The organism is Haloferax volcanii DS2, from assembly GCF_000025685.1.
Lineage (GTDB): Archaea > Halobacteriota > Halobacteria > Halobacteriales > Haloferacaceae > Haloferax > Haloferax volcanii.
Genome location: NC_013967.1, coordinates 2,265,557 through 2,290,638, shown reverse-complemented (window position 1 = coordinate 2,290,638; position 25,082 = coordinate 2,265,557). Strand labels below are relative to the sequence as shown.

Here is a 25,082-nt window from a genome sequence, read left to right as displayed (position 1 = left end):
CGATTCGTTTCGCTCCCTTCGATTCGAATTTCCAGAGTGTCCGCCTGAGGGCGAAAAAAGCCGAAGGGCGGCCGCGACGATGTCCGACCATGGACATTCGCGCCCTCCAATCGTACCTCGAAACGGCGTTCGAGTACCCGGTCACGACCGAGCGCGTGCTGGAACGCGCCGGCGACGTCGAGGTGACCGCGCCGAACGTCGACGACGCGGAGACCGTCGAGACCATCCTCGCCCCGCTCGGCTGAGACCTACGAGTCGGCCGCCGACCTGTACAACACGATACTCGGGAGCGTGAGCGACGACTACATCGGCAGGAAGTTCTACGACGACCGAGGGGCGGACCCGGCGGATTCGTGGTCGATACTCCCCGAACAAGCGCGGTCGTTCTGACGACCCAGCGCGAACGCGGGCGCTCGCCCGTCGCTCGGCCGTGCGGTCGGTCTGTTATTCGACGTATTCGTAGCGGCGCTCGTTCATCCGCCCCCAGCCCGTGAAGACGAACTCGGCTTCGGGTTGGGTGAACTCCTCGACCTCGATTTCCTTTTCGTGGTTGTGCACGTCGTGGATGAGCTCGTAGTCGTCGAAAGAAATCTCGGTGCGGGCCGCGAGCTGGTCGTCCACGTCCACGGCCTCGATTTCGTCGAGCCACGTCTCTTGGACCCGCTCGGCGTGAATCTCGGCCTGCGCGCCGGAGCCGTACGAGCCGACGAGCAGCTGCTTGCCGGTCATATCTTTACCTTCGTCCGCGGCGGCCTTCAGGGCAGACAGTCGGGCGATGTGGACCGAGCCGGTGTACCAGTTGCCGACGCGGCTGGAGATGTCGAGCGTCGGCTCGATGACGCGACCGTACCAGTCGCGGTACTGCTCGGTCGTCTTCAGTTCGTCCATGTAGCCGCGGATGGCCTCCTCGTAGTCGTCCCACGTCTCGAAGTCCTCCTCGCGGGGCTGGCGGCCGATTTCGCTTTCGAGGTCGTCTTCGATGTCGGTGTCGCGGGTCATGTGGCGGAAGCCCAGAAGCGCCGCCTTCCGGACCATGCCGGGGAACGGCGTGTGGAACGGGATGTACTCGAACAGGTCGGGGTGGGTGCGACCCGCGACGCTCTCGTAGTCTTCGAGCGCCTCGCGCATCCGAGCGAGATACACCTGCATGGAGCGCTTGCCGTCCACCGAGGGGAACTGCTGGTTCGGCTTGAGGAAGTCCGTCTCGTCCATACTGCCGTAGCCCTGCTCGGTCGAGAGTTCGACGAGGTCCGGGTCCTCGTCGATGAGCATCGCGACCGCGCCCGCGCCCTGCGTCGCCTCGCCGGGGTCGCCGCGCTCGTAGAGGGCGGTGTCGGTTGCGATGACGAGCGCCGCGCGCCCGCGGTTGCGACCCGCTTTAATCCAGTTGTAGGCGTCGTCGAGGCTCTGGGTGCCGGCGATGCAGGCGAACTTGCGCTCGCCCTTGTTGGCGTGGCGGAAGTCGCCGTCGTACACCTGTTCGAGACAGCCGGCGATGTACGTCGACACCGGTTTGGAGTTGTCGAACGCGGACTCTGTCGCCACGTCGATGCGGCCGATGTCCGCGGGCGTGAGGCCCTTTCGGTCCATCAGTTTCTTGGCGGCGTTCGCCCCCATCGTGACGATGTCCTCGTACACGTCCGGGAACGACGACGTGTGGAGACCGAGGCCCTTCGTGTACTTCTCCGGGTCTTCGCCCTTCACCGGCGCGAAGGTGTTGGGGAGGTCTAACACGAGTTTGCCCGTCCAAATCTCCATGGCGTCGATGCCGACGGAAGTCATGGTCGATGCTACAGAACCGAGGGATAAGGTTTTGTCGATGGTGAGTTACGTCGGTTGTCGAACTATGGGTCAGTTCCATCTGCGGTATCGTCAACCGTCTGGATGTCGACGACGGCACCGGTGTCGTCGTATACCAGCATTCCGACCCGGTAGTCTGCCTGAGCACCGTCCAACCCGTTGATGATGTCTGCGTTGTTACGGCTCCGGTCAGTACGTAGTCTCGTGTCGGTCGCTCCGTTGCTGTTGAGATTGAGCGCCACCAGTTCGACCCGACTGAAGTCGCCCGAGGACACGTCGTAGTCGGCGCGATACCAGACATCGTTATTCCCGGTGTTTGTCCGGTCCTGGATGTCGAGAGAGTTAATGGATGCACTACTTCCAAGCGCCAAGTCGTCGTTTCCGTTCCGGTTCCGTGCGTCGGCGGCGTCGGTCACAGTCTGAGACCTCGCGACGTATTCGCCGTTCGGCCCGTCGTAAATCACGTCGACCGTGACTTCGAATGTCTGTCTCGCTCCATATGTAGTTTGCAATCGAACGCTGCCCCTTGGTGCTGTTTGCTGCTCGGAATCTGAAGCAAAGCTCTCAGTCGAATCCAGTTGGACCTCGACCCGCTCAAAGGAGTTGTTCGTGTTCCCGATGTCGTACGAGACGACGAATTCAGGACTATTTGGGCGGATGTCGGTGAGGTCATCAACCCGCATCGAGATGGATGGCTGCGGAGACGACGTGCTGTCCGTGACGGTCACGGTCGTCGTTCTCCTACTCGTCGCCCCGTCGTCGTCGGTCACGGTCAGTTCGACGGTCACGTCGGTGTCGCCCGAGACGCTGTCGGGCGCGTTGAACGTCGGCCGCGCGGAACTGGGGTTCGACAGGCTCGCCTGCCCCGTCGGGTCGTCGGTGATGGACCAACTGTAACTGGTAATCGACCCGTCGCTGTCCGAACTCCCGGAGCCGTCGAGCTGTATCGACTCGCCTTCGGGGACGCTGTACGGCCCCGTCGTCCGAGGGGTCGGCGGGGCGTTCACGCCGCCTTCCGGCTGAGCGTTGGCTTCGAACGAGAACGTCTTGGCATCGACGAGGCCCGACGGGAGGCGGTAGGTCACGCGAACGGAGAGCCACTCGCCGGTCATGTCGACGTTCGTGCCGCCGAAGCGACCTGTATCGTAAAACTCGTACACGTAGAACCGCGCGGACTCGCCGCTGCCGACGACGGGGTTCGACCCGCCGATGTCACCGCTCTCGTCGATGTCGATTGCGAGCCCGTCTTCGGGCACGTCGACGAACTCGTTCTGGGTAATCTGGTAGTCGACGAGGGCGTCGCCGCTCGGTGACTCGACGTACAACTCCGTCTCGCCGGGGTCGTCGTCCCCGCCGTCGACCCGGTCTGAGAGTCCATCGATGCTGTCGTCGTGCGGGTTCACCACGACGCTCAGGAGTTCGACGGAGTCGGAGCCGACGTTCCGCAGCGAGAACTCGACGCCACCCGGCGTCGAGAAGCTATCGTCGCCGTCGCGGGCGACCGCGTCGTTCTCGTAGAGCAGGCCGCCGACGCCGCCGCTCTCGGCGGCCTCCCCGCTCGACACGCTGACTTCGACACCCGCGTCCTGTCGCGTGCTCGGAGTGAACGTCGCGTCGTCGAAGCTGCCGAGCACCTCGGCGGTTCCCGCCGACTCACCCGTCACCGTCACGCGAATTCGACCCTCGGAATCGGTCGTCGGTCCCTCCGGGTCGATTGAGATCGAACCACCGCTCGCAGAGAAGTTCACCGAGACCCCGGAGACGGGGTTGTTGTATCGGTCCCGAACTTCGAAGGTGAGCGTCTCGGTGTCTCCCGACCCGATGCTTCGAGGCGAGGCTCCTTCGACGACCGTCAGGTAATACGCGGCCGGTTCGTCGACGCCCGACCCCACTTCGACCGCTCCGACGCGGAGGTCGTACGTCACGCTGTCGCCACCTTCCTCCCCTTGCATCTCGATTTCGACCCTGTCGCCGGAACGGTCCACGCTGTGGACGTAGTCGTCGTTCCCCTCTGCGAGAAGCTCACGCCACGCGTCCTCGGACAGCTCCGTCGGCACGGAGATGGTCACGTTCCCCGACGCGTCCCCAGTCACCGGAACGGTCCGCGTCGCGGGGCTGACCGCCTGCGCGTCGACGGTCGCGGAGCCGACGCCGTTTTCGGAGTAGTCGCCTTGGAGGAGAACGAGCGAAATCGTCCGGCCGTTGATGAGTGATTGTCCGTCGTTGAGCGTCCCCTCGTACCCGGTGTCGAACCGATTGTACGAGACGGTGTTCTCGTACACGGTCGTCGGGGCCGACTGCAAAACGTTGTAGTCCGGCCGGTATTCGAGCGATTTGGTCTCGTACGAGAGGCCGCCGTTAACGTAGTCGCTCGTCTCGGCTTCCGTCGTCTCGACGTTCGTGACGGTGAGACTGCCGAGTTCCCGCGTCTGCAACGTCCCCGAGACGGGGCCGGGATTGACGAACAGCGTCCGACTCGGATACCGAGTCCCCAACGACACCGTCGACGGACGGGCGGTCGTCTCTGCCGAGCTTTCGATGATGGCACCGCGAAGCGACTCGAACTGGTCGTGAACCTCTTCGTTGTGGAGGAACTCGACCTGTTCGTTCTGATTCGGGACGACGGTCGCTTGGTACGTCGACATCGAGATGATGATGATACCGAACAGCAGTACTGCGCCGATTTGGACAGTGACCGCTCTCTCGTCCCCCCGAAAGTCCATATGACGTGAAGATACCCGAAACGGGAAAAAGACTCCTACAGAAGCGAGAGGCCGAGTTCAGTCTTCTTCTTCGACGACTTCGGGCTCCGAGAGGCCGCTCTGGAGGCTGTCGAGACCGTTGACCCACTCGGTGACGAGCCCGAATTCGAGTTCGTCGAGCACCTCGATGTCGAGGTCCTCGCCGTCGATGACGCGGGTGCCGACCTGGACGATGTAGCCGAGCGCGCTGTCGAGGTCGTCGGCGGCCTCGGCGTCCGCGGCGGCGCGGATGTAGGCGTCCATGTCGTCTTCGAGTTCGGCGGGGCCGGCGACGATGAACTCCTCGGCGGCGAAGAAGGCGCACGAGAGGCTCGTCTGGACGCTCCCGACGAGAATTTCGGCCTCCTCGTTCTCCGTCTCGAACTCGGGTTCGGCCATGACGATGTCGTGGACGGTCGACAGCTCGTCGAGCGCCTCTTCTTCGCCCAGCGTGTCATCGTCGTAGGCGGTCAGAATCTTGGCGATGGCGATGGCCGCGTCGTTCTGGATGTTCATCAGGAGACGGCCGGTCTCCTCGCTTTCGAGGTCCAGGTCCTCTTCTTCGACGCGCGTCAACCAGTTCTGCCAGCGTTCCGGCGAGTAGTATCGTTCCTCGGCCTCGGTCATACCTACAACCTCCCGTGCCGGACTCAAATGCCTTTCTTATCCTGCCTGTAACCGTGTGAGACGACGACGTGGAAGGAGACGGCGCGATTCGGCTCGTGCGTCGGTCTCGGCGGTCGTCCCGCCTCCCGCGTCAGTCGGTCCGCCTCACCCAGCTATCGGTCGAGCGTCGCTTCGGTGTCGATGCCGTAGACCGACGCGGGCGTCTCGACGTGCGCGTTCCTGACGGCGTCGTCGCGGCCCGCGTCGAGGAGCCAGTCGACGCGCCGGGGGACGGTCTTCGGACCCATCACCGCGCCGGGGCGGTCGGGGTCGTCAATGAAGTCGGTCTCCATGAAAAACGGGTCGCCCCGCTCGGCGGCGTCTTCGAGGCGGTCCTTGTCGCTCATGACGCTCGGCGTGCCGCCGGTCAGGTGGCCCTGCGCGTAGTGTTTGACCACGCGCTCGCCGGGGACGCCGCGCTCGTCGGCCCACTCGGCCACGTCCGAGAGGTCGGTGGTCGACTCGGTGTGGAGCTGGAGCGCGCAGTCGCAGTCGGCGGCGAGGTCGAGGCCGTGTCTGAGGACGGCGTTCGAGGCCTCCCAGACGGCGTCGGTGACCTCGTAGTGCGGGCGGCCGGACTTGAGCGCGAGCGCGTCGCCCTCGCGGACGAACTCGGCGGCGGTGTCGAGACCGGCGCACATCAGGTCGCGGGCGGCCTCGGGGTCGTAGCCGCGGTCGTCGACGAGTTTCGAGACGAGACCGGGGTGGACGCCGAGGACCGGCCACGCGCGCCCGGGGAGAAGCTCGGAGGCCTCGCGGACGACCTCGACCGTCGTCTCGAAGACCGGGCGGAAGTCCTCGCCGGTCTCGACCTCGTGGCCGAGGAGCCACGAGGGCTTGTTGACGACGAGGAGGTGCGTGCCGCCGCTCCGGGCGAAATCCTTCACCGCCTCCAGCCCGCGCCCGTGGTCCGGGTCGAGGTGGAGATGGTTGTCCACGACCGGCGTGTCGAACTCCTGCATGGACGTGTGGTCGGTCGGGGGAGGAAAAAGCGAACCGTTCGCGGTCGGTGCGGCGTCGGGTTGGGTCGGGGAGGGCAGGTCGCCGCCGACTCAGTCGTCTCCCGGCTCAGTTGTCGTCGGCGGCGGACTCGTCGAGCGTCATCGCGTGGGTCGCCGCGTTCTGAAGCGCGTCCGAGCGGCCGTAGCTCCCCGGAGCGATGGCGACCGTCCGCAGGCCGTAAGCGTTGGCCGTCTCCAAGGCGGGCTTGAAGTCGGTGTCCCGCGAGGCGACCGCGATGACGTCGGCGCGGTCCTCGACGGCGTAGCGCGTGAGGTCGACCGCGAGCTTCACGTCCACGTCGCCGCTCGTGACGACGACCTCGAACCCGCGCGCTTCCGCGGCCTGAATCAGCCCCGGCGTGGCGTGCTCGTCGAGGTAGAGCCGCGCCGCGCTCAACTGCCCGCCGAGCGAGCGACCCGCCGCCCGGATGTCGTCTAAGTCCACGTCGAACTCGTCGCGGAGGACGTTCGGCCCGTCCACGAAGAGCGCCACTCGGCCCGAGGGAAGCCCGTCGGGGCCGACCAATCGCCGCAGGAGGTCCATACACCACCTCGCCCGGTTTCGGGTTTATGAATTTCGAGGGAGCCTCGCGGGCCAACCCCGTCGTGTCGGCGGCGCGGGCCACTAATGAGGCCGGATATATCAAGCCATTCGGTTAATTGGCTCCACCGCCTAGGGTGACTGCGCCCCGTCCCCGATTCGAGAGGCCGTACTTACGCGATGCATTCGTTTCGACGACCCAGCCGCGCTCGACAGCGTGGCCGCGTCGCGTCACGTCCCACGCCGGTCGCAACCAACCGCCGGCGCACGGCGCGTCGAATCGACCACCGGACGCGGGCCATTCTCGGAAAACCGATAGACGGCGAGCGGACAGTCCCGCCCGAGCGACAATCCTGAGAAGGTTTATAATGATTTACTAAACGCGATGCCAGATTTTATGTGTCTCATTAACATATAATCGAGTATGTCTCAGATAGCGTCCAAAAATAGCCCGGATACATTTACAATCGTAAACGAAGTAAACGACCACGGTGCGGCGACGCTCCGCGGCGATAACGGCTCGACGTACCACGTCACTTCCTACGAGAACAGCAGCTTCCGCGACTACCTCGCGAACCACCACGCCGGCGACCGCGTCCGGATGGATATCGTCAGGGCGGGCGTCCGCGCGAACGTCTGGCGGGTGTCGGCGCTCTACCCCGGCGCTGACGAGTGACGCCGGACGCGACGAACGCTCGCGCGCCGCGTGCGACCGTCGGTCGCGCCGACCGTCCCCGAGGACGGCGCGGTCGCTGTCGCGGCGGCGACGCGGAAAATCCGAGATCGGGACCGGGCGCTACTCGTTGACTTCGAGCACTTTGCCGGCCGCGATTGTCTGTCCCATGTCGCGGATGGCGAAGCTCCCGAGTTCGGCGATTTCTGAGGACGGCTCGATGCTGAGCGGCTTCTGCGGACGCAGCGTGACGACGGCGGCGTCGCCGGCCTTGATGAAGTCCGGCTCCTCTTCTGCGACCTCGCCCGACGCGGGGTCGAGCTTCTGGTCGAGCGACTCGAACGTGCAGGCGACCTGCGCGGTGTGCGCGTGGATGACCGGCGTGTAGCCCGCCGTGATGACCGAGGGGTGTTGCATCACGACGATTTGCGCCGTGAACGTCTTGGCGACCGACGGCGGGTCGTCGGCCGGGCCGCAGACGTCGCCGCGGCGGATGTCGTCTTTGCCGACGCCGCGGACGTTGAAGCCGACGTTGTCGCCGGGGCCGGCCTCCGGAACCTCCTCGTGGTGCATCTCGATGGTCTTCACTTCGCCACCGGCGTCAGAGGGCATGAACCGGACGTTGTCGCCCGTCCTGAGCATCCCCGTCTCGACGCGGCCGACCGGGACCGTCCCGATGCCGGAGATGGTGTACACGTCCTGAATCGGGACGCGAAGCGGGGCGTCGGTCGGCGGCGACGGCTCCGGGAGGTTGTTCAGCGACTCCAGGACGGTCGGCCCGTCGAACCACGTCATGTTCTCCGAGGGTTCGGCGATGTTGTCGCCCTCGAACGCCGAGATGGGGATGAAGCCCGCGTCGTCGGAGTTGAACCGCACCTGCTGGAGGAGCTGTTGGACCTCCTCTTTGACCTGTTTGTAGGAGTCTTCGCTGTAATCGACGACGTCCATCTTGTTGACCGCGATGATGAGTTCCTCAATGCCGAGGGTCCGGGCGAGGAAGACGTGCTCGCGGGTCTGCGGCGCGACACCGTCGTCGGCGGCGACGACGAGAATTGCGTGGTCGGCCTGCGACGCGCCCGTAATCATGTTCTTCACGAAGTCGCGGTGACCGGGCGTGTCGACGATGGTGAAGTAGTACTTCTCCGTGTCGAAGCGCTGGTGGGCGATGTCGATGGTGACGCCGCGTTCGCGCTCCTCGGCGAGGTTGTCCATCACGTAGGCGAACTCGAAGCCCGACTTCCCCTTGGACGCCGCCTCCTCGCGGTGCTGTTCGATGATGTGTTCCGGGACGCTACCTGTCTCGAACAGGAGCCGGCCGACGAGCGTGGATTTCCCGTGGTCGACGTGTCCGATGATGGCTAAGTTCTGGTGTGGTTTGTCTGCCATGGCTATCAGGGCGGTGTCGCCCAGTTTGGTAGAATATGACACCCAACGGTAAATCCGTTTTCCCGGCGAGAAACGCGTCTCGCGCCGGTTCGAACGGGTCGGTGAAACGGGTTGTCAGGAAACACGAAAACTCAGGAACGCCGTCACGTTACGACGCCGTCGGGCGAACCGAGCGGAGAATCGAAGCGGTAGCAGACGGCTCAGAACCCGCGCATCGTCGCGGCCATGTCGGCGAAGGTGGCCGTGCGGCGAACGGACTGCTCGTGAGCGACGGACGTATCGGCGTTAGAGTTTACAACAATCATAGTAACTAATTCTATCGTTTGGGTAATAAATCTGCCGCCGAGGGCGAGTCGCGAGCGGTGTCGCGCGATATCAAAGGCTAAAGTGTCCTCCTCGCGGAGGGAGTGGTATGTCCGGCGAGGATATCGACGACGTCGACAGGGCGATTCTGTACGCACTCCAGGAGGACGCCCGGAACATGTCGTCCGGCGACATCGCAAAGCGAACGGGAACCTCGGACAGCACCGTCCGCAAGCGCATCCAGCGGCTCGAATCCGAGGGCGTGGTCAAGGGATACAGCGCGAGCGTCGACTATCAGAAGTCGGGCTATCCGCTCCGAATGCTGCTGTACTGCACCGCTTCGATTCCCAAGCGGGGCGAACTCGTCCCCGAGATTCTGAAGATGGATGGCGTCGTGGCGGTCCAGGAGTTAGTCACCGGCGAACAGAACCTCCTCGTGACCGCCGTCTGCGAGACGGACGACGACATCACGGCCATCGCACAGGAACTCCTCGACATGGGCGTCACCGTCGCCGACGAGGTTCTCGTCCGCACGCACGAGACGACGCCGTTCGGCGAGTTCGATGCCGAGAGGCACGCCGAGAACGACTCCTGAACGGGCGCGCGCTCGATATCCTCCGACGAACGGAGCGTTCACGAACCGCTCGCTGAGACCGACGAGCGACCGCAGTCGCCGGTCGCCGCGGCGAGGCGACACCGACCGGGCCGGCGCACGGATTCGGTCGCTCACGCCGCGTTATCGTGCTTCAGGCCGCGAACAAGCTGTTCTACGCGGGTTTAGCTCGTCAGAGTCGACAGTCTTTGACGCTCCGTACCCGCGAAACCCTAATGTTCTATAATGGCTAATTTACGAACGATTTGTGAATGTAGGTAGATTTAATAGACAATCTGTTCTCGGATGGGCGTAAGGACGACCAATATCGGACGCCGAGTGCGTTTTGGTGACCGGTCTGGTCAACGACGAACCGAACGATGTCAGGACACAGCCCGAAACCGACGGTCGGAGCACTCCCGGACGCGACGGCGGATTCGCCGTTCGCGCCCGTCGCACTAACGCGGCTCGTGTGGGCGCTGTTCGCCGCGAGCGTCGCCGTGCTCTTCGCCCGACTCCGACTCGGCGGCGCGTGTGAGGTCCCCGGCGTCGTCGCCGTCGACGGCCTGACCGTGCTGCTGTGGGTGGTCGTGACGTTCTTCAGCGGTATCGTCCACAGCTACTCGCGCCGCTACATGGCAGGCTCCGTCCACGAGACGAAGTTCTTCGCCGCCGTGTTCGGCTTCACGGTCGCCGTGATGGCCCTCGTCGCGGCCGACAACGTCGCGCTGTTCTGGCTGTGCTGGCTGGCGATGGGACTCCTCATGGCGAAACTCATCGGTATCATCGACGGCTGGCCGCAGGCGCGGGCCGCCGCGAGCGTCGCCCGCAGGTACTTCCTCGCAAGCAGCGCGTTCCTCGGCGTCGCGCTCGCGGCGCTGTGGTGGTCGACCGGCGCGACGACGGTCTCCGGCATCGCCGCGAGCGCCAACGGGCTCGGTGGCCCGGTGTGGCTTCTGGCCTGCGTCGCGCTCGTCCTCGCGGCGATGATTCAGTCCGCGCTCGTCCCGTTCCACGGCTGGCTCCTCTCGTCGATGACCGCCCCGACGCCCGCCTCCGCGCTGATGCACGCCGGGTTCGTCAACGCGGGCGGCATCCTGCTGCTTCGGTTCGCCCCGGTCGTGACCCTCGACGCCACGCTCATGCTCGGCATCGTGGCCGTCGGCGCGACGAGCGCCCTCCTCGGAAAGCTGCTCAAGAACGTCCAGTCGGACGTCAAGAGCGAACTCGGCTGTTCGACCATCGGACAGATGGGCTTCATGATTATGCAGGCCGGCCTCGGCTTCTTCGGAGCCGCCATCACGCACCTCATCCTGCACGGCTTCTACAAGGCGTACCACTTCCTCAGCGCGGGCGGCGCGGTCGAACGGACCGCCCCGCCCGACCACGAGGACCACGAGACCGGGGCCGTTGGTTCCGCGGTCATCGTGGCGACCGGACTGGCCGGCGGCGCGCTGTTCGCGGCGCTCACCGGGAAGGGCACGCACCTCGACAGCGGGCTCCTGCTCGTGGCGTTCGTCGTGCTCACCACGCTGCACGCGGCTCGCAACGTCGTCGCGCGCGCCGCGCTCCCGGCGACGGCCCGCTACGGCGCGGTGCCGCTGGTCTTCCTGCCGGCCATCGCCGTGTACGCCCTCGTCTATCAGGGAATTTCGAGCGTGCTGTCCGGGCTGCCGGTCGTCGAGGCCCCCGCCGAGCTGAGCGCGCTCCACGCGCTCGTCGCCGGCGTCTTCCTCGTGACTTACGTCGCGATAGAACTCGGCGTCCACGAACGCAGCCGGCGTCTCTACGTCGCGCTGTTGAACGCGAGCCAGCCCGCGTCCAGCACCATGCTGACCGCCACGGAGGACTACAATGAGTACTGAACACAGCATCGAAGACAGCATCGACAAAGCCGCGACGACCGTCGGCTCGGTCTGGCCGGTTCACTCGTTCGTCACGGCCAACCCGCTTTCGGGGTTCGAAGATATGCCGTTCAGCGAGGCGGTCACGCAGGCCGCGGACCTCGTCGGCGGCCGCGGCTACCCGAGTCCCGAGACGTTCGAAGCGGCCCTCGAAGGGGGGCAAATCGACCCCGCGGCGCTCGACGCGGAACTGGCCGACCGCGGCTACGACGGCGACCCCGAAGCCCTACTGGAGCGCATGGACGCCGGCGTCGAGTCCGCGGGCGCGGGCGACGACGTCGAGACCGACGCCGCGCGGGTCGACCGCGTGCTGACGAAGTGGCTGTCGGCGTTCCTCGACGAGGGTCAAGCCCACTGGCCGATGCCGGACCGCGAAGACGGGTTCTACAACGCCTTCCGGTCGATGGCCGCGTACGACGGCCAAATCCCCGACGACGGCATCGTCTCCGACCTGCCCGAGTCGCCGGTCGAGACCATCGAGGCCGCGGTCGCGTCGTATCCCGAAAGCCAATGGGTGCCGATATTCGAGGAGCAGCTCGCCGCGCTCCCCGGCTGGACCGGCTTCATCAAGCAACGCGCCGCCGACGGCGGCGAGTGGCAGTCCGCGCACCCGATTTCGCTCGACGGCTACCTCGCGGCCCGCCTCGCGCTCCTCGACGCGTTCGGCGTCGACATCGCGCCGTCGACCGGGTCGAAGAGCGACGAGGCCGAGGCGGCCGACGAACTCGCCGATGCGTTCCTGAGCGCGTGGGAGGCGAGCTACCGCGACGAGGTTGTCGACCGCGTCGCCGCCGAGAGCGAGGCGCTCGACACCAGCGACGCCACGGGCCGCCCGGACGCGCAACTGGTGTTCTGTATCGACACGCGCTCGGAGGTCATCCGCCGGCACATCGAGGCGACCGGCGACTACGAGACCCACGGTTACGCCGGCTTCTTCGGCATCCCGATGGAGTACCGGGGGTACGACGCCGAGGTAGCGGTCGACGCCTGCCCGCCGATTGTCGACCCGCAGCACCGCGTCACCGAGGTCCCGACCGACAGGGACACCGAGGCGACCCGCGACCGTTGGTCGCGCCTCCGCGAGGCCGCGGGCGAGGCCATCGAGTCGCTGAAGACCAACCCCGCCACCGCCTTCGGCTTCGTCGAGAGCGCGGGGAGCGGATACGGGCTGGCTCTCGCGGCCCGCACGCTCGTCCCCGGTCGCGTCTCCGACCTGCTCGGAACCGCTGACGACGCGGTCCCCGACGACCGCGAGTTCTGCGACCAAGTCATCCACCACCAGCACTCGTACGCGGGCGACCTCCCGGTGGGGCTGACCGACGACGAGAAAGTCGAGTACGCCGCGAACGCCTTCGGGCTGATGGGTTGGGAGGAGTTCGGTCGCCTCGTCGTGTTCACCGGTCACGCCAGCGAGACGGCCAACAACCCCTACGATTCGAGTCTGGACTGCGGGGCCTGCGCCGGTCACCCCGGCGGCCCGAACGCCCGCGTCCTCGCGGCCATCTGTAACGACGAGACGGTCAAAGCCCAACTCCGCGACCGCGGGTTCGGCATCCCCGAGGATACGGTGTTCGTCGCCGGCGAGCACAACACGACGACCGACGAAATCGAACTGTACGACGGCGACGTACCCGAGAGCCACGCCGAGGACCTCGACCAGTTGCGCGCGGACCTCGCGGTCGCCCGCGAGCACGCGGCCGCCGAGCGCGCCGAGACGATGGGAGCCGGCGGCTCCGCGGCCGTCAGCGAGACGGAGCGCCGCGCCGCCGACTGGGCCGAGACGCGTCCCGAATGGGGGCTGGCCGGCAACGCCGGCTTCGTCATCGGCCCCCGCGAACTGACGAGCGACCTCGACCTCGACGGCCGCGCGTTCCTCCACTCCTACGACCACGCGACGGACCCCGACGGCGACGCGCTCGAAGCGATTCTCACGGGGCCGATGGTCGTCACCCAGTGGATTAACGCGCAGTACTACTTCTCGACGGTCGACAACGCCGTCTACGGCAGCGGGTCGAAAGTGACCCAAAACCCCGTCGGCAACGTCGGCGTCTATCAGGGCAACGGCGGCGACCTGATGACCGGCCTCCCGCTCCAGTCGCTGATGGCCGACGACGACACGCCGTACCACCAGCCGCTCCGCCTCTCGACGATTATCCACGCGCCGGTCGACCGCGTCACCGACGTGCTGGCCGACCACGCGGAACTGACCGAACTGCTCGACAACGACTGGCTCTCGCTGACGGTCGTCGACCCGACGCAGGACCACCGCGCGTTCCACTACGACGAGGAACTGACGTGGACGCCGGCGTCCGAACGGGTCGAATCGAACCCCGAACCGGAGGCGCCGGACACGCCGGCGGCGACCGCCGTCGCGGACGATTAACCGTTTCGGGGCCGAACACGTTTGGTTCTCGACCGGGTCGGTGGGTCCCAACCAAGAACTCCCGGTCGGCCCGGTCGGTCGTCACAAACCGCTCACAACGCGTCACAAACGCTCGCGGCTCGTCCGCTACCGGTCCGCTTCGACGACGGCGAGTCTGACCTGATGGACGCCCTTCAGCGGCCGAATTCGCGAGAGCAACTCCTCGATTCGCTCGCCCGTCCCGTCGACGGCGATGGATTCCAGACAGAGGTGGTCGCCGAGATGGACGTGATGGACCGCGATGATGGTCTCGGTGAAGTCGTGTTGCAGTTCGGTCATCTCGTCGCTCACGCCGCTGTGGTCGTGCTCGTAGAGGACGACTACGGTTCCGCTGAGACTTCCGGAGAGCCCCGTCTGCTGATTGAACTCCGTGACGAACGCGCGAAGCGCGTCTCTGGTCGCTTCCGAGCGGCTGTCGTACTCGCCGGCGGCGACCACGTCGTCGAGTTCGGAGAGCAGACTCGGCGGGAGCGTGACGCTCATCCGGTCGACGTCCTGGCTCATAATCTTGACTTTTCCCAGCAGCCGTTTAGTCGTTGGCAGTAACGCTTTCGAATCGACACCATATCGGCCAGTATTACGATTTGGAAGAAAAGTATTATTGCTTGACCGAATCACACGTGTGATACGAATGCACATTCCGGACGGCTTCCTCGACCCCTGGGTGGCGGGTCTCTTCTGGCTCGGCTCCGGCATCGTAATCGGTATCGCGGTCAGACGCGCCCGCGGCGAACTCGGTGACGAACGGACGCCGCTTCTCGGCGTCGTTGCGGCAGGTATCTTCGCCGCGCAGATGCTGAACTGGCCGATTCCGGGCGGGACGAGCGCTCATTTCGTCGGCGGGGCGTTCGCGGGTATCCTCCTCGGACCGTATCTCGGCGTCCTCGCGATGAGTGCCGTCGTGACGATACAGGCGCTCGTGTTCGGCGACGGCGGCATCATCGCGCTCGGTGCGAACCTCTTTGCGATGGCCGTCGTCGACGTCCTCGTCGGGTACGCCCTCTTCCGGGCGCTCCGAGGGGTTCACGAAACCGGCGCTGCGTTCGTCGCCGGGTGGGGAGCGATTACCGTCTCGGCGCTGATCGTCGGCGTCGGCATCGGCCTCTCGTCGGCGTTCGCTTACGAGCTGAGCGTGACCGTGCTGATAATGGTCGTCGGCCACGCGCTCTTGGGGTTCGTCGAGGGCGCGATTACGGCCGCGGTCTACGGCTACGTCGCGGACGCTCGACCGGACCTCGTGCTCGGGCGACTCGACGACGACTCGCTTTCCCCGGAGGTGGGCCTGTGAACGCGCTCGTGTCTGACTCCTGGGGTCGGCGGGCGCTCATCGGGCTGCTCGTGCTCGTCGTCTTGGCTCCCGTGTTCGGCTGGGCGTCCGGCGCAGTCGGGTACGCCGAACCGCTCGAAAACGCCGCCGAAGAGACCGGGGCGGCCGACGCGGCCGACCCCGTCAGTCCCGGACTGCTGCCGGACTACTCCGTCCCGGGGCTCAGTTCGCCGCTCGGAACGCTCGTCTCGGCGGTCGTCGGGACGGGGCTCACGCTGGCGGTCGGAGTCGGAGTCGGTCGCCTCCTCGAACAGTGACCGGCGTCGTCGGCCGCTCGGTCGAATCCATCACGGGGGCGCTTCGATCCGTGTTCACGGCCGAGCAGGTGGCCTCGTCCGACGGGTTCCTCCAGCGACGGGACCCTCGCGTCTCCCTGTGTTCGGTCGCTGGCCTCGCGCTGGCGGTGATGATTACGCGAACCGTCGCGGTCTCCCTCTGTTTCGGCGTCGTGACCGTCCTCTTGGCGCGGCTGTCGGCGGTTCCGCTCCGACAGTTGCTCGCACGCTCGGCGGTCGTGCCGCTCGTCTCCGCCGGTATCGTCGTTCCCCAAGCCGTACTGCTCCCCGGGGACGCGCTCGTGCGGGCGTTCGGGTTCGCCGTCACTGACGCCGGCGTCGCGTACGTCGTGCTGTTCACGCTCCGCGTCGGCGTCGGCGTCGCGCTCCTGTCGCTCATCGTGATGACGACGCCGTTCTCGTCGGTGGTCGCGGCCATGCGGGAACTGCGCGTCCCGGTCGCGCTCGTGTGGGTCGTCGCCGTCACCTATCGCTACCTGTTCCTGTTTTTCGACGAGTTACAGCGACTCGTTCTCGCGCGGAACAGTCGCACGACCGGACAGTCGAGCCTCCGCGACGGGTGGCGCGATGCAAAGCGGCTCGTCGGGACGTTCCTGTTGCGGACGCTCGACCGCGGCGAACGGGTCGGCCGCGGGATGCGGGCCCGCGGCGGTTCCCGACCACCGTCACCGTACAGTCGGTCGCGGGACGTCGACGGGGGCGACTACGCGCTGGTCGCGCTCGCCGTCGTGGCCGTCACCGGCTCGGGGGTGATTCGATGGGGCCTGTAATCGAAGCCCGGGGACTGACACACGAGTACCCGGACGGAACGACGGCGCTCCGAGACGTGACGGTCACAATCGAGGCGGGAGAGCGAGTTGCCGTCATCGGTGCGAACGGGTCGGGAAAGAGCACGCTGCAACACGTGCTCGGCGGCCTCGTCGAGCCGACGGCCGGAACGGTCGAGTACGTCGGTGAGACGGCGGATGCCGAAGCCGTCAGGGACCGCCTCGGCGTGCTCCTGCAAGACCCCGACGACTACCTGTTCAATACGACCGTCCGCGAGGACATCGAATACGGGCCGGCCCAGCTCGGGATGTCACGGCAGGCAGCGACACAGCGAGTCGCACACCTCGCGGCCGAACTCGGGTTAGAGAGCCTGTTGGACCGCCCCCCGTTCCGTCTGTCGGGGGGCGAGAAACAGCGGGCGGCGGTCGCGAGCGTCCTCGCGTTCGAGCCGGCGGTGCTCCTTCTCGACGAGCCGTTCGGCGCTGTCGACGCCGGCTACCGAGAACGCATTTTGGAACTGGTGACCGGCCACGAGGGGACCGTGGTGCTGTTCACGCCGTCTGTGGACGCCGTGCCCGAGATTGCCGACCGAGTACTCGTCGTCGGGCAGGACGGGTCGATAGCCGCGGACGGACCTGTTCGAGACGTGCTGACAGACACTACCCTGCTGAGAGACAACGGTCTCCGGCCGCCGGCGACGGTGCAGTTGTTCGAGGGGATACTCGACGTTGACGACGTTCCGCTGACCGTCTCGGAGGCACGAGCCCACCTGCTGGACCAAACGCGGTAGCGAACTATCCCCCGACGCACGCGCAGCGCGCCGAATTCGGTATCGCACTAATCGGTTTATCACGTCCACCGCGGTCCCGATCAGCGCCGCGCTCGGACGGCAGATTTCGCCATGTGGTTGCGGATTCGTGGTGTTTTACCCCGATTCGTCCCCCGTATTCATACAAGATACTGAACAGACCGAGCGAACAGATACCAAAGCATTACTTATCGCAGTTCGCAGGGGCGTGTATGGGCCTTCGCAAGCCGCCGTTGTACGACGTCCACGCGGACGCCGGGGCGACGTTCACCGAGTTCGGCGGATGGGACATGCCTGTGGAGTACGACTCCATCAAGGCTGAACACGCGGCCGTCCGCGAGTCGGTCGGCATCTTCGACGTTTCTCACATGAGCGAAATCGAGGTGTCCGGCCCGGACGCGACCGCGCTGATGCAACGCCTGACGACGAACGACGTGACGGCCCTCGAACCGGGTGACTCGCAGTACTCGGCCATCGTGAACGACGAGGGCGTCATCGTCGACGACACCGTCGTCTACCGACTCCCCGACCGCGACGAGCGGGTCTATCTCTTCGTCCCGAACGCCGGCCACGACGAGGAGATGTACGACCGATGGACCTCGTTCCGCGACGACTGGGACCTCGACGCCACCGTCGAGGACGTGACGGAGGACTGGGCGATGTTCGCGGTACAGGGCCCCGACGCCCTCGATTCGGTCACCGACGCCGCGCCCGACGCGGCCCTCGGGGACCTCTCGAAGTTCCAGGCGACGTTCGCCGACGTGGCGGGCGTCGAGTGCTGGGTGGCCCGGACGGGCTACACCGGCGAGGACGGCTTCGAGCTCCTCTGTCCGTGGGCCGACGCCGAGACCGTCTGGGCGGCGCTCGAGGCGACCCCCTGCGGGCTCGGCTCCCGCGACACGCTCCGACTGGAGATGGGCTACCTGCTTTCGGGACAGGACTTCGACCCCGAGACGGAGCCCCGGACCCCCTACGAGGCCGGCATCGGCTTCGTCGTCGACCTCGACACCGAGTTCGTGGGGCGCGACGCCCTCGAACGACGGCGCGAGGCCGGCGTCGAGGAGACCTTCGTCGGCTTCGCCCTCCTCGACCGCGGCGTCCCGCGCCACGGCTACGACATCGCCAATTCGGACGGCGAGGTCATCGGCGTCGTGACGAGCGGGACGATGAGCCCGACGCTGTCGGAACCCATCGGTCTCGGCTACGTCCCCGTCGAGTACGCCGACGACGAGACCGAGGTTTCGGTGCTCGTCCGCGGCCGCGAGAAGCGCGCAGTAATCGTGACACCTCCCTTCATCAACTGACAATGTTCGAAATCCCTGACGACCGGAAGTACCTGGAATCGCACGAATGGACCACCACCGAGGGCGACGCCGTCAAAATCGGCATCTCCGACTTCGCGCAGGACGAACTGGGCGACGTCGTCTTCGTCGAACTCCCCGCCGAGGGCGACGAACTCGCCGCCGGCGAGGAGTTCGGCGTGGTCGAGAGCATCAAGGCCGTCTCGGACCTCTACGCCCCCATCTCGGGCACGGTCACGGCCGTCAACGAGGAACTGTTCGACGCCCCGGAACTCCTCAACGACGACCCCTACGGCGACGGCTGGATGCTCGCAGTCGAACCGGCCGACACGAGCGAGTTCGACGACCTCCTCTCTCCCGAGGAGTACCGCGAGCAGACGGAGTGAGATGACGGCTGGAAACGGACGGCGGGTCGGAAGCCCGTACGCCCCACACACGGACGCCGACGAGGAAGCGATGCTGGACGCCGTCGGCGTCGACAGCGCGGAAGACCTCTTCGATATCCCCGGTGAGGTCCGCTTCGACGGCGAGTTCGGCGTCGACAGCGCCGACGAACAGGAGCTCAGGAACGCCATGGCCGACCTGCTTTCACGCAACGAGGAGCTGACGGAGTTCCTCGGTCGCGGCCACCACGCCCACTACGTGCCGGCGCTGGTCGACGACCTCTCGCGGCGCTCGGAGTTCCTCACCTCGTACACGCAGTACCAGCCCGAAATCGCACAGGGCTTCCTGCAGGTGCTGTTCGAGTACCAGTCGATGCTGGTCGAACTGACCGGGCTTCCGGTCGCCAACTGCTCGATGTACGACGCCGCGACGGCGCTCGCCGAGGCCGCGCTCCTCGCGAACCGCCTTCGCCGCGGCGCGAGCGGCCACCGCGTGCTCGTCCCCGAACACCTCCACGAGGGTCGTCTCGGCGTCTTGGAGAACTACCTCGACGGCGCGGAGATGGAAATCGGCGAGTACCCGATGGACGACGGCGCGGTCGACGTCGAGACCCTCGCGGACCTCGTCGACGACGAGACCGTGATGGTCTACGCCGAGACCCCGACGGTCCGCGGCGTCATCGAGGAGCGACTCGCCGATATCAGCGACCTCGCCCACGACAACGACGCGCTGTTCTGTATCGGAAGCGACCTCGTGGCGCTCGCGCTGCTCGAAGAGCCTGCGAGCGTCGGTGCCGACGTGGTCGTCGGCGAGGCCGGCGCGCTCGGCCTCGGAACGGCCTACGGAATGGGTCTCGGTATCTTCGCCACCCGCGAGGAGTACCTCCGGCAGGTCCCCGGCCGCCTCGTCGGCGTCTCCGAGGACAGCGCGGATATGCGGGCGTTCACGCTGACGCTCCAGACCCGCGAACAGCACATCCGCAAGGAGCGCGCGACCTCGAACATCTGTACGAACCAGGCGTGGGTCGCGCTCCGAACGGCCATGCACATGGCGTGGCTCGGCCCCGACCGCCTCGTCGACCTCGCGACGCAGGCCGTCACCGACGCGCGCGACCTCGCCGCCCGGCTGGACGAGCTTTCGGGCGTCAAAGCGCCGCTGTACGACCGCCACCACTTCCGCGAGTTCGTCGTCCGGACGGACCAGCCCGCGCCCGCCATCACGAACGACCTCGCGGGGCGCGGCTTCGCGGTGCACGCCCTCGACGACCACCACTTGCAGGTCTGTATCACCGACGCGAACGCCGACGCCGCGGACGGACTGGTCGCGGCCTTCGAGGAGGTCATCTGATGAACTTCGACCAAGCCCGATTCAGCCGCGACGACGAGTATGAACCGCTCCTGTCCGAAAAGGACAGCACCACCGTCGAGGTCGATTCGGAGGGCGTCCTCCCCGACGACCTGACCCGCGACGAACTGACGCTGCCGGCGCTGTCGGAGCCGCAACTGGCGCGGCACTACACGCGCCTGTCGCAGATGAACTACAGCGTCGAACTCGGGCCGTACCCGCTCGGGTCGTGTACGATGAAGTACAACCCCTCGTTCACGGAGGACGTGGCGGCGGACCCCAACGCCGGGGTTCACCCCGACCGCTCCGACCGGACGATTCAGGGAACGCTCGGCCTCCTGCACGGCCTCCAGGAGTACCTCGCCGATATCGGCGGGATGGACGCCGTGACGCTCCAGCCCCCGGCGGGTGCCGCGGGCGAGTTCACGGGCATCCTCGTCGCCAAGGCGTACCACGAGTCGCGCGGCGACGACCGCTCGGAGATTATCATCCCCTCGTCGGCCCACGGGACGAACTTCGCGTCGGCCGCGATGGCCGGCTACGACGTGGTCGAACTCCCCTCCGACGACGACGGCCGCGTCGACATGGAGGCGTTGGACGCCGCCGTCTCCGAGGAGACGGCCGCGCTCATGCTCACCAACCCCAACACGCTGGGGCTGTTCGAGCGCGACATCGTCGATATCGCTGAGCTGGTCCACGACGCCGGCGGCCTGCTGTACTACGACGGCGCGAACCTCAACGCGCTGCTCGGCCGCGCCCGCCCCGGCGACATGGGCTTCGACATCATGCACTACAACGTCCACAAGACGTTCGCCACGCCGCACGGCGGCGGCGGCCCCGGTGCCGGCCCGGTCGGCGTGGTCGAAGAGCTCGCGGAGTTCCTCCCGAGCCCGATGGTCCGCGAGACGGCCGCCGGCTACGAACAGTACGAACCCGAGTCCTCTATCGGCAAGGTCCACGGCTTCGCCGGCAACTGGCTCGTGCTCGTGAAGGCGTACGCCTACATCGCCCGCCTCGGTGACGCGGGCCTCGCGGACGCCAGCGCGAAGGCCGTCCTCAACGCCAACTACCTCGCCTCACAGCTAGACCTCGACGTGCCGTACGGGCCGTTCCACCACGAGTTCGCGGCGACCTCGGGCGACCGCGACGCCGCCGACGTGGCGAAGCGCATGCTCGACTACGGCGTCCACCCGCCGACGACGAAGTGGCCCGAACTCGTCTCGCAGGCGATGCTCACGGAGCCGACGGAAGTCGAAGACAAGGCGTCGCTCGACGACCTCGCGCACGCCTTCAACGCGGCGTACGCCGACTCCGACGAGGCGCTCGAAACCGCGCCCTCGAAGACCAGCGCCCGCCGCATCGACCAGGTGTCGGCCGCGCGGAACCCGCGGCTCTCGTGGCGGGCGCTCGGCGACGACGAATAACGAGAAAAGCCTTTTTTCGCGGTTACGCTTCGGCCTTCGCGTACGTCTCGATGTCGTCCGTGATGTGGATGTAACCGTAGTCGCACTCCGTGCAGTGCCACTTCGTCTTCGTGCCGAGGTGAATCTCCATGCTGGCGGCGAGGTAGAACGTGTCGTTGCCGCAGGCCGGGCACTCGCGTTCGATTTCGAGGTCGCTCATGGGGTCGAATCCGTGGTAGTCGTTGTTGAAGATATTGGTTCGCGGACGCTGTGGAAGAGAAAATAAATCGAATATCGCGATAGCAAATCGGGATTGTGGTCGAATTCCACGTCAGTCCGCGTGCGGCGACCGTCTACCGAGCGCAGACAGGAGAGAGTGCAGTCGAGTCCCGCGGCTACGCCTCGCGGGAGTCGATGCTCCCCAGTTCGGGGGTCGCGTCCGCTCCGGCGCGCGCCTGTACCTTGCCGATGGCGACGGCGACGACGTAGATGCCGACCGCGACGAGGACGATGACGCCGCCGGCGGTTGCCTCGCCGTAGTAGGACGCGCCGATGCCGAGGAGCACGGCGAGTTCGGCCAGCACGACGGAGACGAGAAGCGACTCGGAGAAGCTTCGGGAGACCTGCGCCGCGCCCGCGACGGGGACGACGAGCATGGCGGCGACGAGGATGACGCCCATGATTTGCATCGCGCCGACGACGACCAGCGCGGTCAGCATGACCATCACGCGGTTGTACCACGTGACCGAGATACCCGAGACGGCGGCGGCCGTCTCGTCGAACGTCACGTAGAGCAGTTGGTTGCGCGTGAGCGCGACGGTGCCGACGATGACGGCGAACAGCACGAGCAGGATGGCGGCGTTCTCCGCCGAGACGGTCGAGAGGTTGCCGAAGAGGTACTGGTTGATGCCGACCGCGAGGCCGCCCGCGTTGAGGCTGATGAGGACGGTCCCCAGCGCGAACCCCGTCGAGAGCACGATAGCCATCGACACGTCGTTGTAGGCGTCGGTCGCCTCCGAGATGAGTTCGATGAGGAGCGCCGCGATGACGGCGACGACGACGGCGGTCAGGTACGGCGAGACGCCGAGGCTGAACACGCCGTTGAGAAAGAGGCCGACGGCGACCCCGGCGAAGGCGGTGTGGGCGAGCGCGTCGCCGATGAGCGCGAGCTGTCTGTGGACGAGGAACGTCCCGATGAGGGGGGCCATCACGCCGATACAGAGGCCGACGAGGATGGCGCGGTGCATGAACCGGTAGTCGAGGAAGCCGAGGCCGGTCGCGTCGCCGACGGCGAAAAGCAGGTCGGACCACAGCGCGAGAAGCCAGTAGAGAGGCGCGAGGGCAGCGTCTAACGGCCCCGCCTGCAACGCGGCGACCAGTTCGACGGGTATCACGGGCGACCACCGCCCGAACCGCCTGTACCGCTCGAACTGCCCGAACCGCCCGCGAAGGAGGCCGCCGTCCCGAACGCCCGCGCGAGCGCGTCGCTGTCGACGAACTCGTCGGTCGGGCCGTCGAAGTAGACCTCGCGGTTGAGACAGACGACGCGCCGGGCGTGGTCGGTGACTGCGCCGAGGTCGTGTTCGATGAGGAGAATCGTGATGCCCTCCTCGTTGAGTGATTCGAGCAGGTCGTAGAAGGCGTCGACCGACTCGGCGTCGACGCCGACGGTCGGCTCGTCCAAGACGAGCAGGTCGGCCTCGCCGGCGAGCGCGCGGGCGATGAAGGCGCGCTGGCGCTGGCCGCCCGAGAGCTTCGTCACCCGGCGGTCCGCGAAGTCGGACATCCCGACCGTGGCGAGCGCCTCGTCGACGATGCGGTGGTCTTCGGCCGAGAGCCGGCCGAAGCCGACGTGGGGGAACCGACCCATCTTCACGACCTCGCGGACGGTGATGGGCATCTCCTTGGAGGCGCTGGCGTGCTGGGCGACGTAGCCGATGCGCGCGCCGTCGTCGAAGGCGTGGGCGGGCTCGCCGAACAGCCGCGCGGCCCCCTCGTCGGGCCGGAGCAGGCCGAGGATGAGCTTCATCAGCGTCGATTTGCCCGACCCGTTCGGCCCGACGATGGCGACGTACTCGCCGGGGTCGATGCGGAGCGAGATGTCTTCCACGACGGGCGTCGCGGTGTAGCCGAACTCGACGTCTGCGAGTTCGACGAGGGGGTCGGACGAGCCGCCGGCGTCTCGGCTCGCGTCGTCGGAGACGCCGGCGTCGGTGGACTCGGCAGACTCCGCGGATTCGCCGTTGCGGAGGGCGCTCATTCGAAGTTCCTCCACTCGTCGGCCCAGCCGTCGCCGCCGACCTCCTCGGGCGACTTGTTGCCGAGGACGACCTCGAACGTCGGCATGTTGATGTTGTCGGCGATTTCCTCGTAGCCCCAGTCGTTTGCGACCCAGTCCTCGCGGACGCCCGCGTACGGGGTGACGGGGAAGTACGCCTCGACGGGGGTCTCGGCGATGAGCTGTTTCGCCGGGCGGCGCGTCTCGAAGACGCCCGCGCCGATGTACCGGATGTCGTTGTCCTCGATGACGCGCTTCGCCTCGGTGATGTCCGAGGGCTTCACGTCGCCGCTGGCGGCGAGGTTGGCGACGAGCGGGCGCATCTCGACGCCGTAGCGGACGCCGATGTACTGGAAGGCGTTGTGGGCCGCCAACTGGACGACCTTGCGCGACGCCCAGTCGAAGATGTCCTGGTAGTCCCGGTCGATGCGGTCGAGTACGTCGGTTTTGTACGCGTCGGCGTTGTCGCGGAACGTCTCCTCGTACGCGGGGGCGAGTTCGACCAGCCCCTCGGTGATGTTGTCGACGGCGGTCTTGGCGCGCCGCGGGTCGAGCCAGAAGTGGGGGTCCTTCCCGCGACCCTCACCGACGCCCTCCTCGTCGCGGTCGAGACTCGCCGCGAGTTCCACGAGTTCGACGCCCTCGCGGACGTTGATGAGTTGAGTGTCCACGTCGTCGTCTTTCAGCGTCTGGATGGCGCGGTCGGCCCACGGCTGGAAGTCCTTCCCGACGTGGACGAACGCGTCGGCCTCGATGATGTCGCGCGTGACGCTCGCGTCCGGTTCCCAGCCGTGGCCGTGGAGTCCCGTCGGGATGAGGTTCTTGAGCGTGACTGGCGTGTCGGCCGCGACCTCGCGCGCGAAGTCGTAGAAGCTGAAGAACGAGGCGACCACGACAGGGCCGTCTTCGGACTCGGACCCGCCGTAGGCGTCGTTCGAGTCGGTGTTCGAGCCGTCGCTTCCGCTTCCCGCGCCGCCACCGCTGCCGAGACAGCCCGCGAGACCGGCCGTCAACAGACCGGAACCGGCCGCGACGACCGACCGCCGAGAGAGTTTGGGGTCGGACGAATCTGCGTTCGTGTTCATCACTATGTGAAATAGATACAAGCCACCATATAGATTTGTTGCTCTAAGGTTGAATTTTG

General features: G+C 66.6%; 23 protein-coding genes and 1 pseudogene. 13 read left to right on the top strand and 11 right to left on the bottom strand.

What is annotated here, in order from left to right:
• Positions 1-89: 89 nt before the first annotated feature.
• Positions 90-390: pseudogene (locus HVO_RS21485) on the top strand (DUF5789 family protein).
• A 54-nt stretch (positions 391-444) separates the two neighbouring features.
• Here HVO_RS21485 and hmgB read toward each other — a convergent pair.
• The 5 genes from hmgB to HVO_RS16330 all read right to left on the bottom strand — a co-directional run bounded on the left by hmgB (position 445) and on the right by HVO_RS16330 (position 6,752).
• Complete coding sequence (hmgB, locus tag HVO_RS16350; RefSeq protein WP_004042308.1) at positions 445-1,782, bottom strand: hydroxymethylglutaryl-CoA synthase; 1,338 nt, start codon at positions 1,780-1,782, stop codon at positions 445-447.
• A 62-nt stretch (positions 1,783-1,844) separates the two neighbouring features.
• Positions 1,845-4,523: an Ig-like domain-containing protein gene (locus tag HVO_RS16345; RefSeq protein WP_004042307.1), complete on the bottom strand. Its 2,679-nt coding sequence runs from the start codon at positions 4,521-4,523 to the stop codon at positions 1,845-1,847.
• Positions 4,524-4,580: 57 nt separating this feature from the next.
• Positions 4,581-5,168 carry a DUF2150 family protein gene (locus HVO_RS16340; protein WP_004042306.1) on the bottom strand — a complete coding sequence of 196 codons (588 nt, stop codon included), beginning with the start codon at positions 5,166-5,168 and terminating at the stop codon, positions 4,581-4,583.
• A 152-nt stretch (positions 5,169-5,320) separates the two neighbouring features.
• Entirely contained in the window at positions 5,321-6,169 is an 849-nt protein-coding gene (locus tag HVO_RS16335) for a TatD family hydrolase (protein WP_004042305.1), read from the bottom strand.
• A 106-nt stretch (positions 6,170-6,275) separates the two neighbouring features.
• The gene (locus tag HVO_RS16330; protein WP_004042304.1) at positions 6,276-6,752 is read right to left on the bottom strand and encodes an NYN domain-containing protein; all 477 of its coding nucleotides are present in this window, start codon (positions 6,750-6,752) and stop codon (positions 6,276-6,278) included.
• A gap of 421 nt (positions 6,753-7,173) precedes the next feature.
• Here HVO_RS16330 and HVO_RS16325 point away from each other — a divergent pair, with 421 nt between their 5' ends.
• Positions 7,174-7,425, top strand: a complete 252-nt coding sequence (locus tag HVO_RS16325; protein ID WP_004042303.1) for a hypothetical protein — start codon at positions 7,174-7,176, stop codon at positions 7,423-7,425.
• 120 nt (positions 7,426-7,545) lie between these two features.
• On the opposite strand, the gene tuf is transcribed toward HVO_RS16325, so the two are convergent.
• Entirely contained in the window at positions 7,546-8,808 is a 1,263-nt protein-coding gene (gene tuf, locus HVO_RS16320) for a translation elongation factor EF-1 subunit alpha (protein ID WP_004042302.1), read from the bottom strand.
• Between the two features lie 412 nt (positions 8,809-9,220).
• Between tuf and HVO_RS16315 the strand changes: the two genes are divergently transcribed.
• From HVO_RS16315 to HVO_RS16305, 3 genes are all read left to right on the top strand, one after another.
• Complete coding sequence (locus HVO_RS16315) at positions 9,221-9,706, top strand: Lrp/AsnC family transcriptional regulator (protein WP_004042301.1); 486 nt, start codon at positions 9,221-9,223, stop codon at positions 9,704-9,706.
• 377 nt (positions 9,707-10,083) lie between these two features.
• Complete coding sequence (locus HVO_RS16310; RefSeq protein ID WP_004042300.1) at positions 10,084-11,568, top strand: proton-conducting transporter transmembrane domain-containing protein; 1,485 nt, start codon at positions 10,084-10,086, stop codon at positions 11,566-11,568.
• Positions 11,558-13,990: a DUF2309 domain-containing protein gene (locus HVO_RS16305; protein WP_004042299.1), complete on the top strand. Its 2,433-nt coding sequence runs from the start codon at positions 11,558-11,560 to the stop codon at positions 13,988-13,990. Before HVO_RS16310 ends, HVO_RS16305 begins: the two co-directional genes overlap by 11 nt.
• Before the next feature lie 126 nt (positions 13,991-14,116).
• On the opposite strand, the gene HVO_RS16300 is transcribed toward HVO_RS16305, so the two are convergent.
• Entirely contained in the window at positions 14,117-14,533 is a 417-nt protein-coding gene (locus HVO_RS16300; protein ID WP_004042298.1) for a CopG family ribbon-helix-helix protein, read from the bottom strand.
• Positions 14,534-14,660: 127 nt separating this feature from the next.
• Here HVO_RS16300 and HVO_RS16295 point away from each other — a divergent pair, with 127 nt between their 5' ends.
• From HVO_RS16295 to gcvPB, 8 genes are all read left to right on the top strand, one after another.
• Positions 14,661-15,317, top strand: a complete 657-nt coding sequence (locus HVO_RS16295; protein WP_004042297.1) for an energy-coupling factor ABC transporter permease — start codon at positions 14,661-14,663, stop codon at positions 15,315-15,317.
• Positions 15,314-15,613 carry a PDGLE domain-containing protein gene (locus tag HVO_RS16290; protein ID WP_004042296.1) on the top strand — a complete coding sequence of 100 codons (300 nt, stop codon included), beginning with the start codon at positions 15,314-15,316 and terminating at the stop codon, positions 15,611-15,613. The genes HVO_RS16295 and HVO_RS16290 overlap by 4 nt, the downstream gene beginning before the upstream one ends.
• Entirely contained in the window at positions 15,610-16,422 is an 813-nt protein-coding gene (gene cbiQ / locus HVO_RS16285) for a cobalt ECF transporter T component CbiQ (RefSeq protein ID WP_004042295.1), read from the top strand. The genes HVO_RS16290 and cbiQ overlap by 4 nt, the downstream gene beginning before the upstream one ends.
• A complete protein-coding gene (locus tag HVO_RS16280; protein WP_004042294.1) occupies positions 16,410-17,210 on the top strand; it encodes an energy-coupling factor ABC transporter ATP-binding protein in 801 nt (266 codons plus the stop codon). The genes cbiQ and HVO_RS16280 overlap by 13 nt, the downstream gene beginning before the upstream one ends.
• A gap of 230 nt (positions 17,211-17,440) precedes the next feature.
• On the top strand, positions 17,441-18,532 hold the full coding sequence (gene gcvT, locus HVO_RS16275; RefSeq protein WP_004042293.1) for a glycine cleavage system aminomethyltransferase GcvT: 1,092 nt from the start codon (positions 17,441-17,443) through the stop codon (positions 18,530-18,532).
• Positions 18,533-18,534: 2 nt separating this feature from the next.
• Complete coding sequence (gene gcvH / locus HVO_RS16270; protein WP_004042292.1) at positions 18,535-18,915, top strand: glycine cleavage system protein GcvH; 381 nt, start codon at positions 18,535-18,537, stop codon at positions 18,913-18,915.
• Position 18,916: 1 nt separating this feature from the next.
• Positions 18,917-20,260, top strand: a complete 1,344-nt coding sequence (gene gcvPA, locus HVO_RS16265; RefSeq protein WP_004042291.1) for an aminomethyl-transferring glycine dehydrogenase subunit GcvPA — start codon at positions 18,917-18,919, stop codon at positions 20,258-20,260.
• Positions 20,260-21,681 carry an aminomethyl-transferring glycine dehydrogenase subunit GcvPB gene (gcvPB, locus tag HVO_RS16260; protein WP_004042290.1) on the top strand — a complete coding sequence of 474 codons (1,422 nt, stop codon included), beginning with the start codon at positions 20,260-20,262 and terminating at the stop codon, positions 21,679-21,681. The genes gcvPA and gcvPB overlap by 1 nt, the downstream gene beginning before the upstream one ends.
• Positions 21,682-21,703: 22 nt before the next feature.
• Here the strand turns inward: gcvPB and HVO_RS21065 are convergent, their stop codons facing one another.
• The 4 genes from HVO_RS21065 to HVO_RS16245 all read right to left on the bottom strand — a co-directional run bounded on the left by HVO_RS21065 (position 21,704) and on the right by HVO_RS16245 (position 25,023).
• The gene (locus HVO_RS21065) at positions 21,704-21,880 is read right to left on the bottom strand and encodes a DUF7838 family putative zinc beta-ribbon protein (protein ID WP_004042289.1); all 177 of its coding nucleotides are present in this window, start codon (positions 21,878-21,880) and stop codon (positions 21,704-21,706) included.
• Positions 21,881-22,055: 175 nt separating this feature from the next.
• Positions 22,056-23,054, bottom strand: a complete 999-nt coding sequence (locus tag HVO_RS16255; RefSeq protein WP_004042288.1) for a metal ABC transporter permease — start codon at positions 23,052-23,054, stop codon at positions 22,056-22,058.
• A complete protein-coding gene (locus HVO_RS16250; protein WP_004042287.1) occupies positions 23,051-23,920 on the bottom strand; it encodes a metal ABC transporter ATP-binding protein in 870 nt (289 codons plus the stop codon). Before HVO_RS16250 ends, HVO_RS16255 begins: the two co-directional genes overlap by 4 nt.
• The gene (locus tag HVO_RS16245; RefSeq protein WP_004042286.1) at positions 23,917-25,023 is read right to left on the bottom strand and encodes a metal ABC transporter substrate-binding protein; all 1,107 of its coding nucleotides are present in this window, start codon (positions 25,021-25,023) and stop codon (positions 23,917-23,919) included. The genes HVO_RS16250 and HVO_RS16245 overlap by 4 nt, the downstream gene beginning before the upstream one ends.
• Positions 25,024-25,082: the final 59 nt, after the last annotated feature.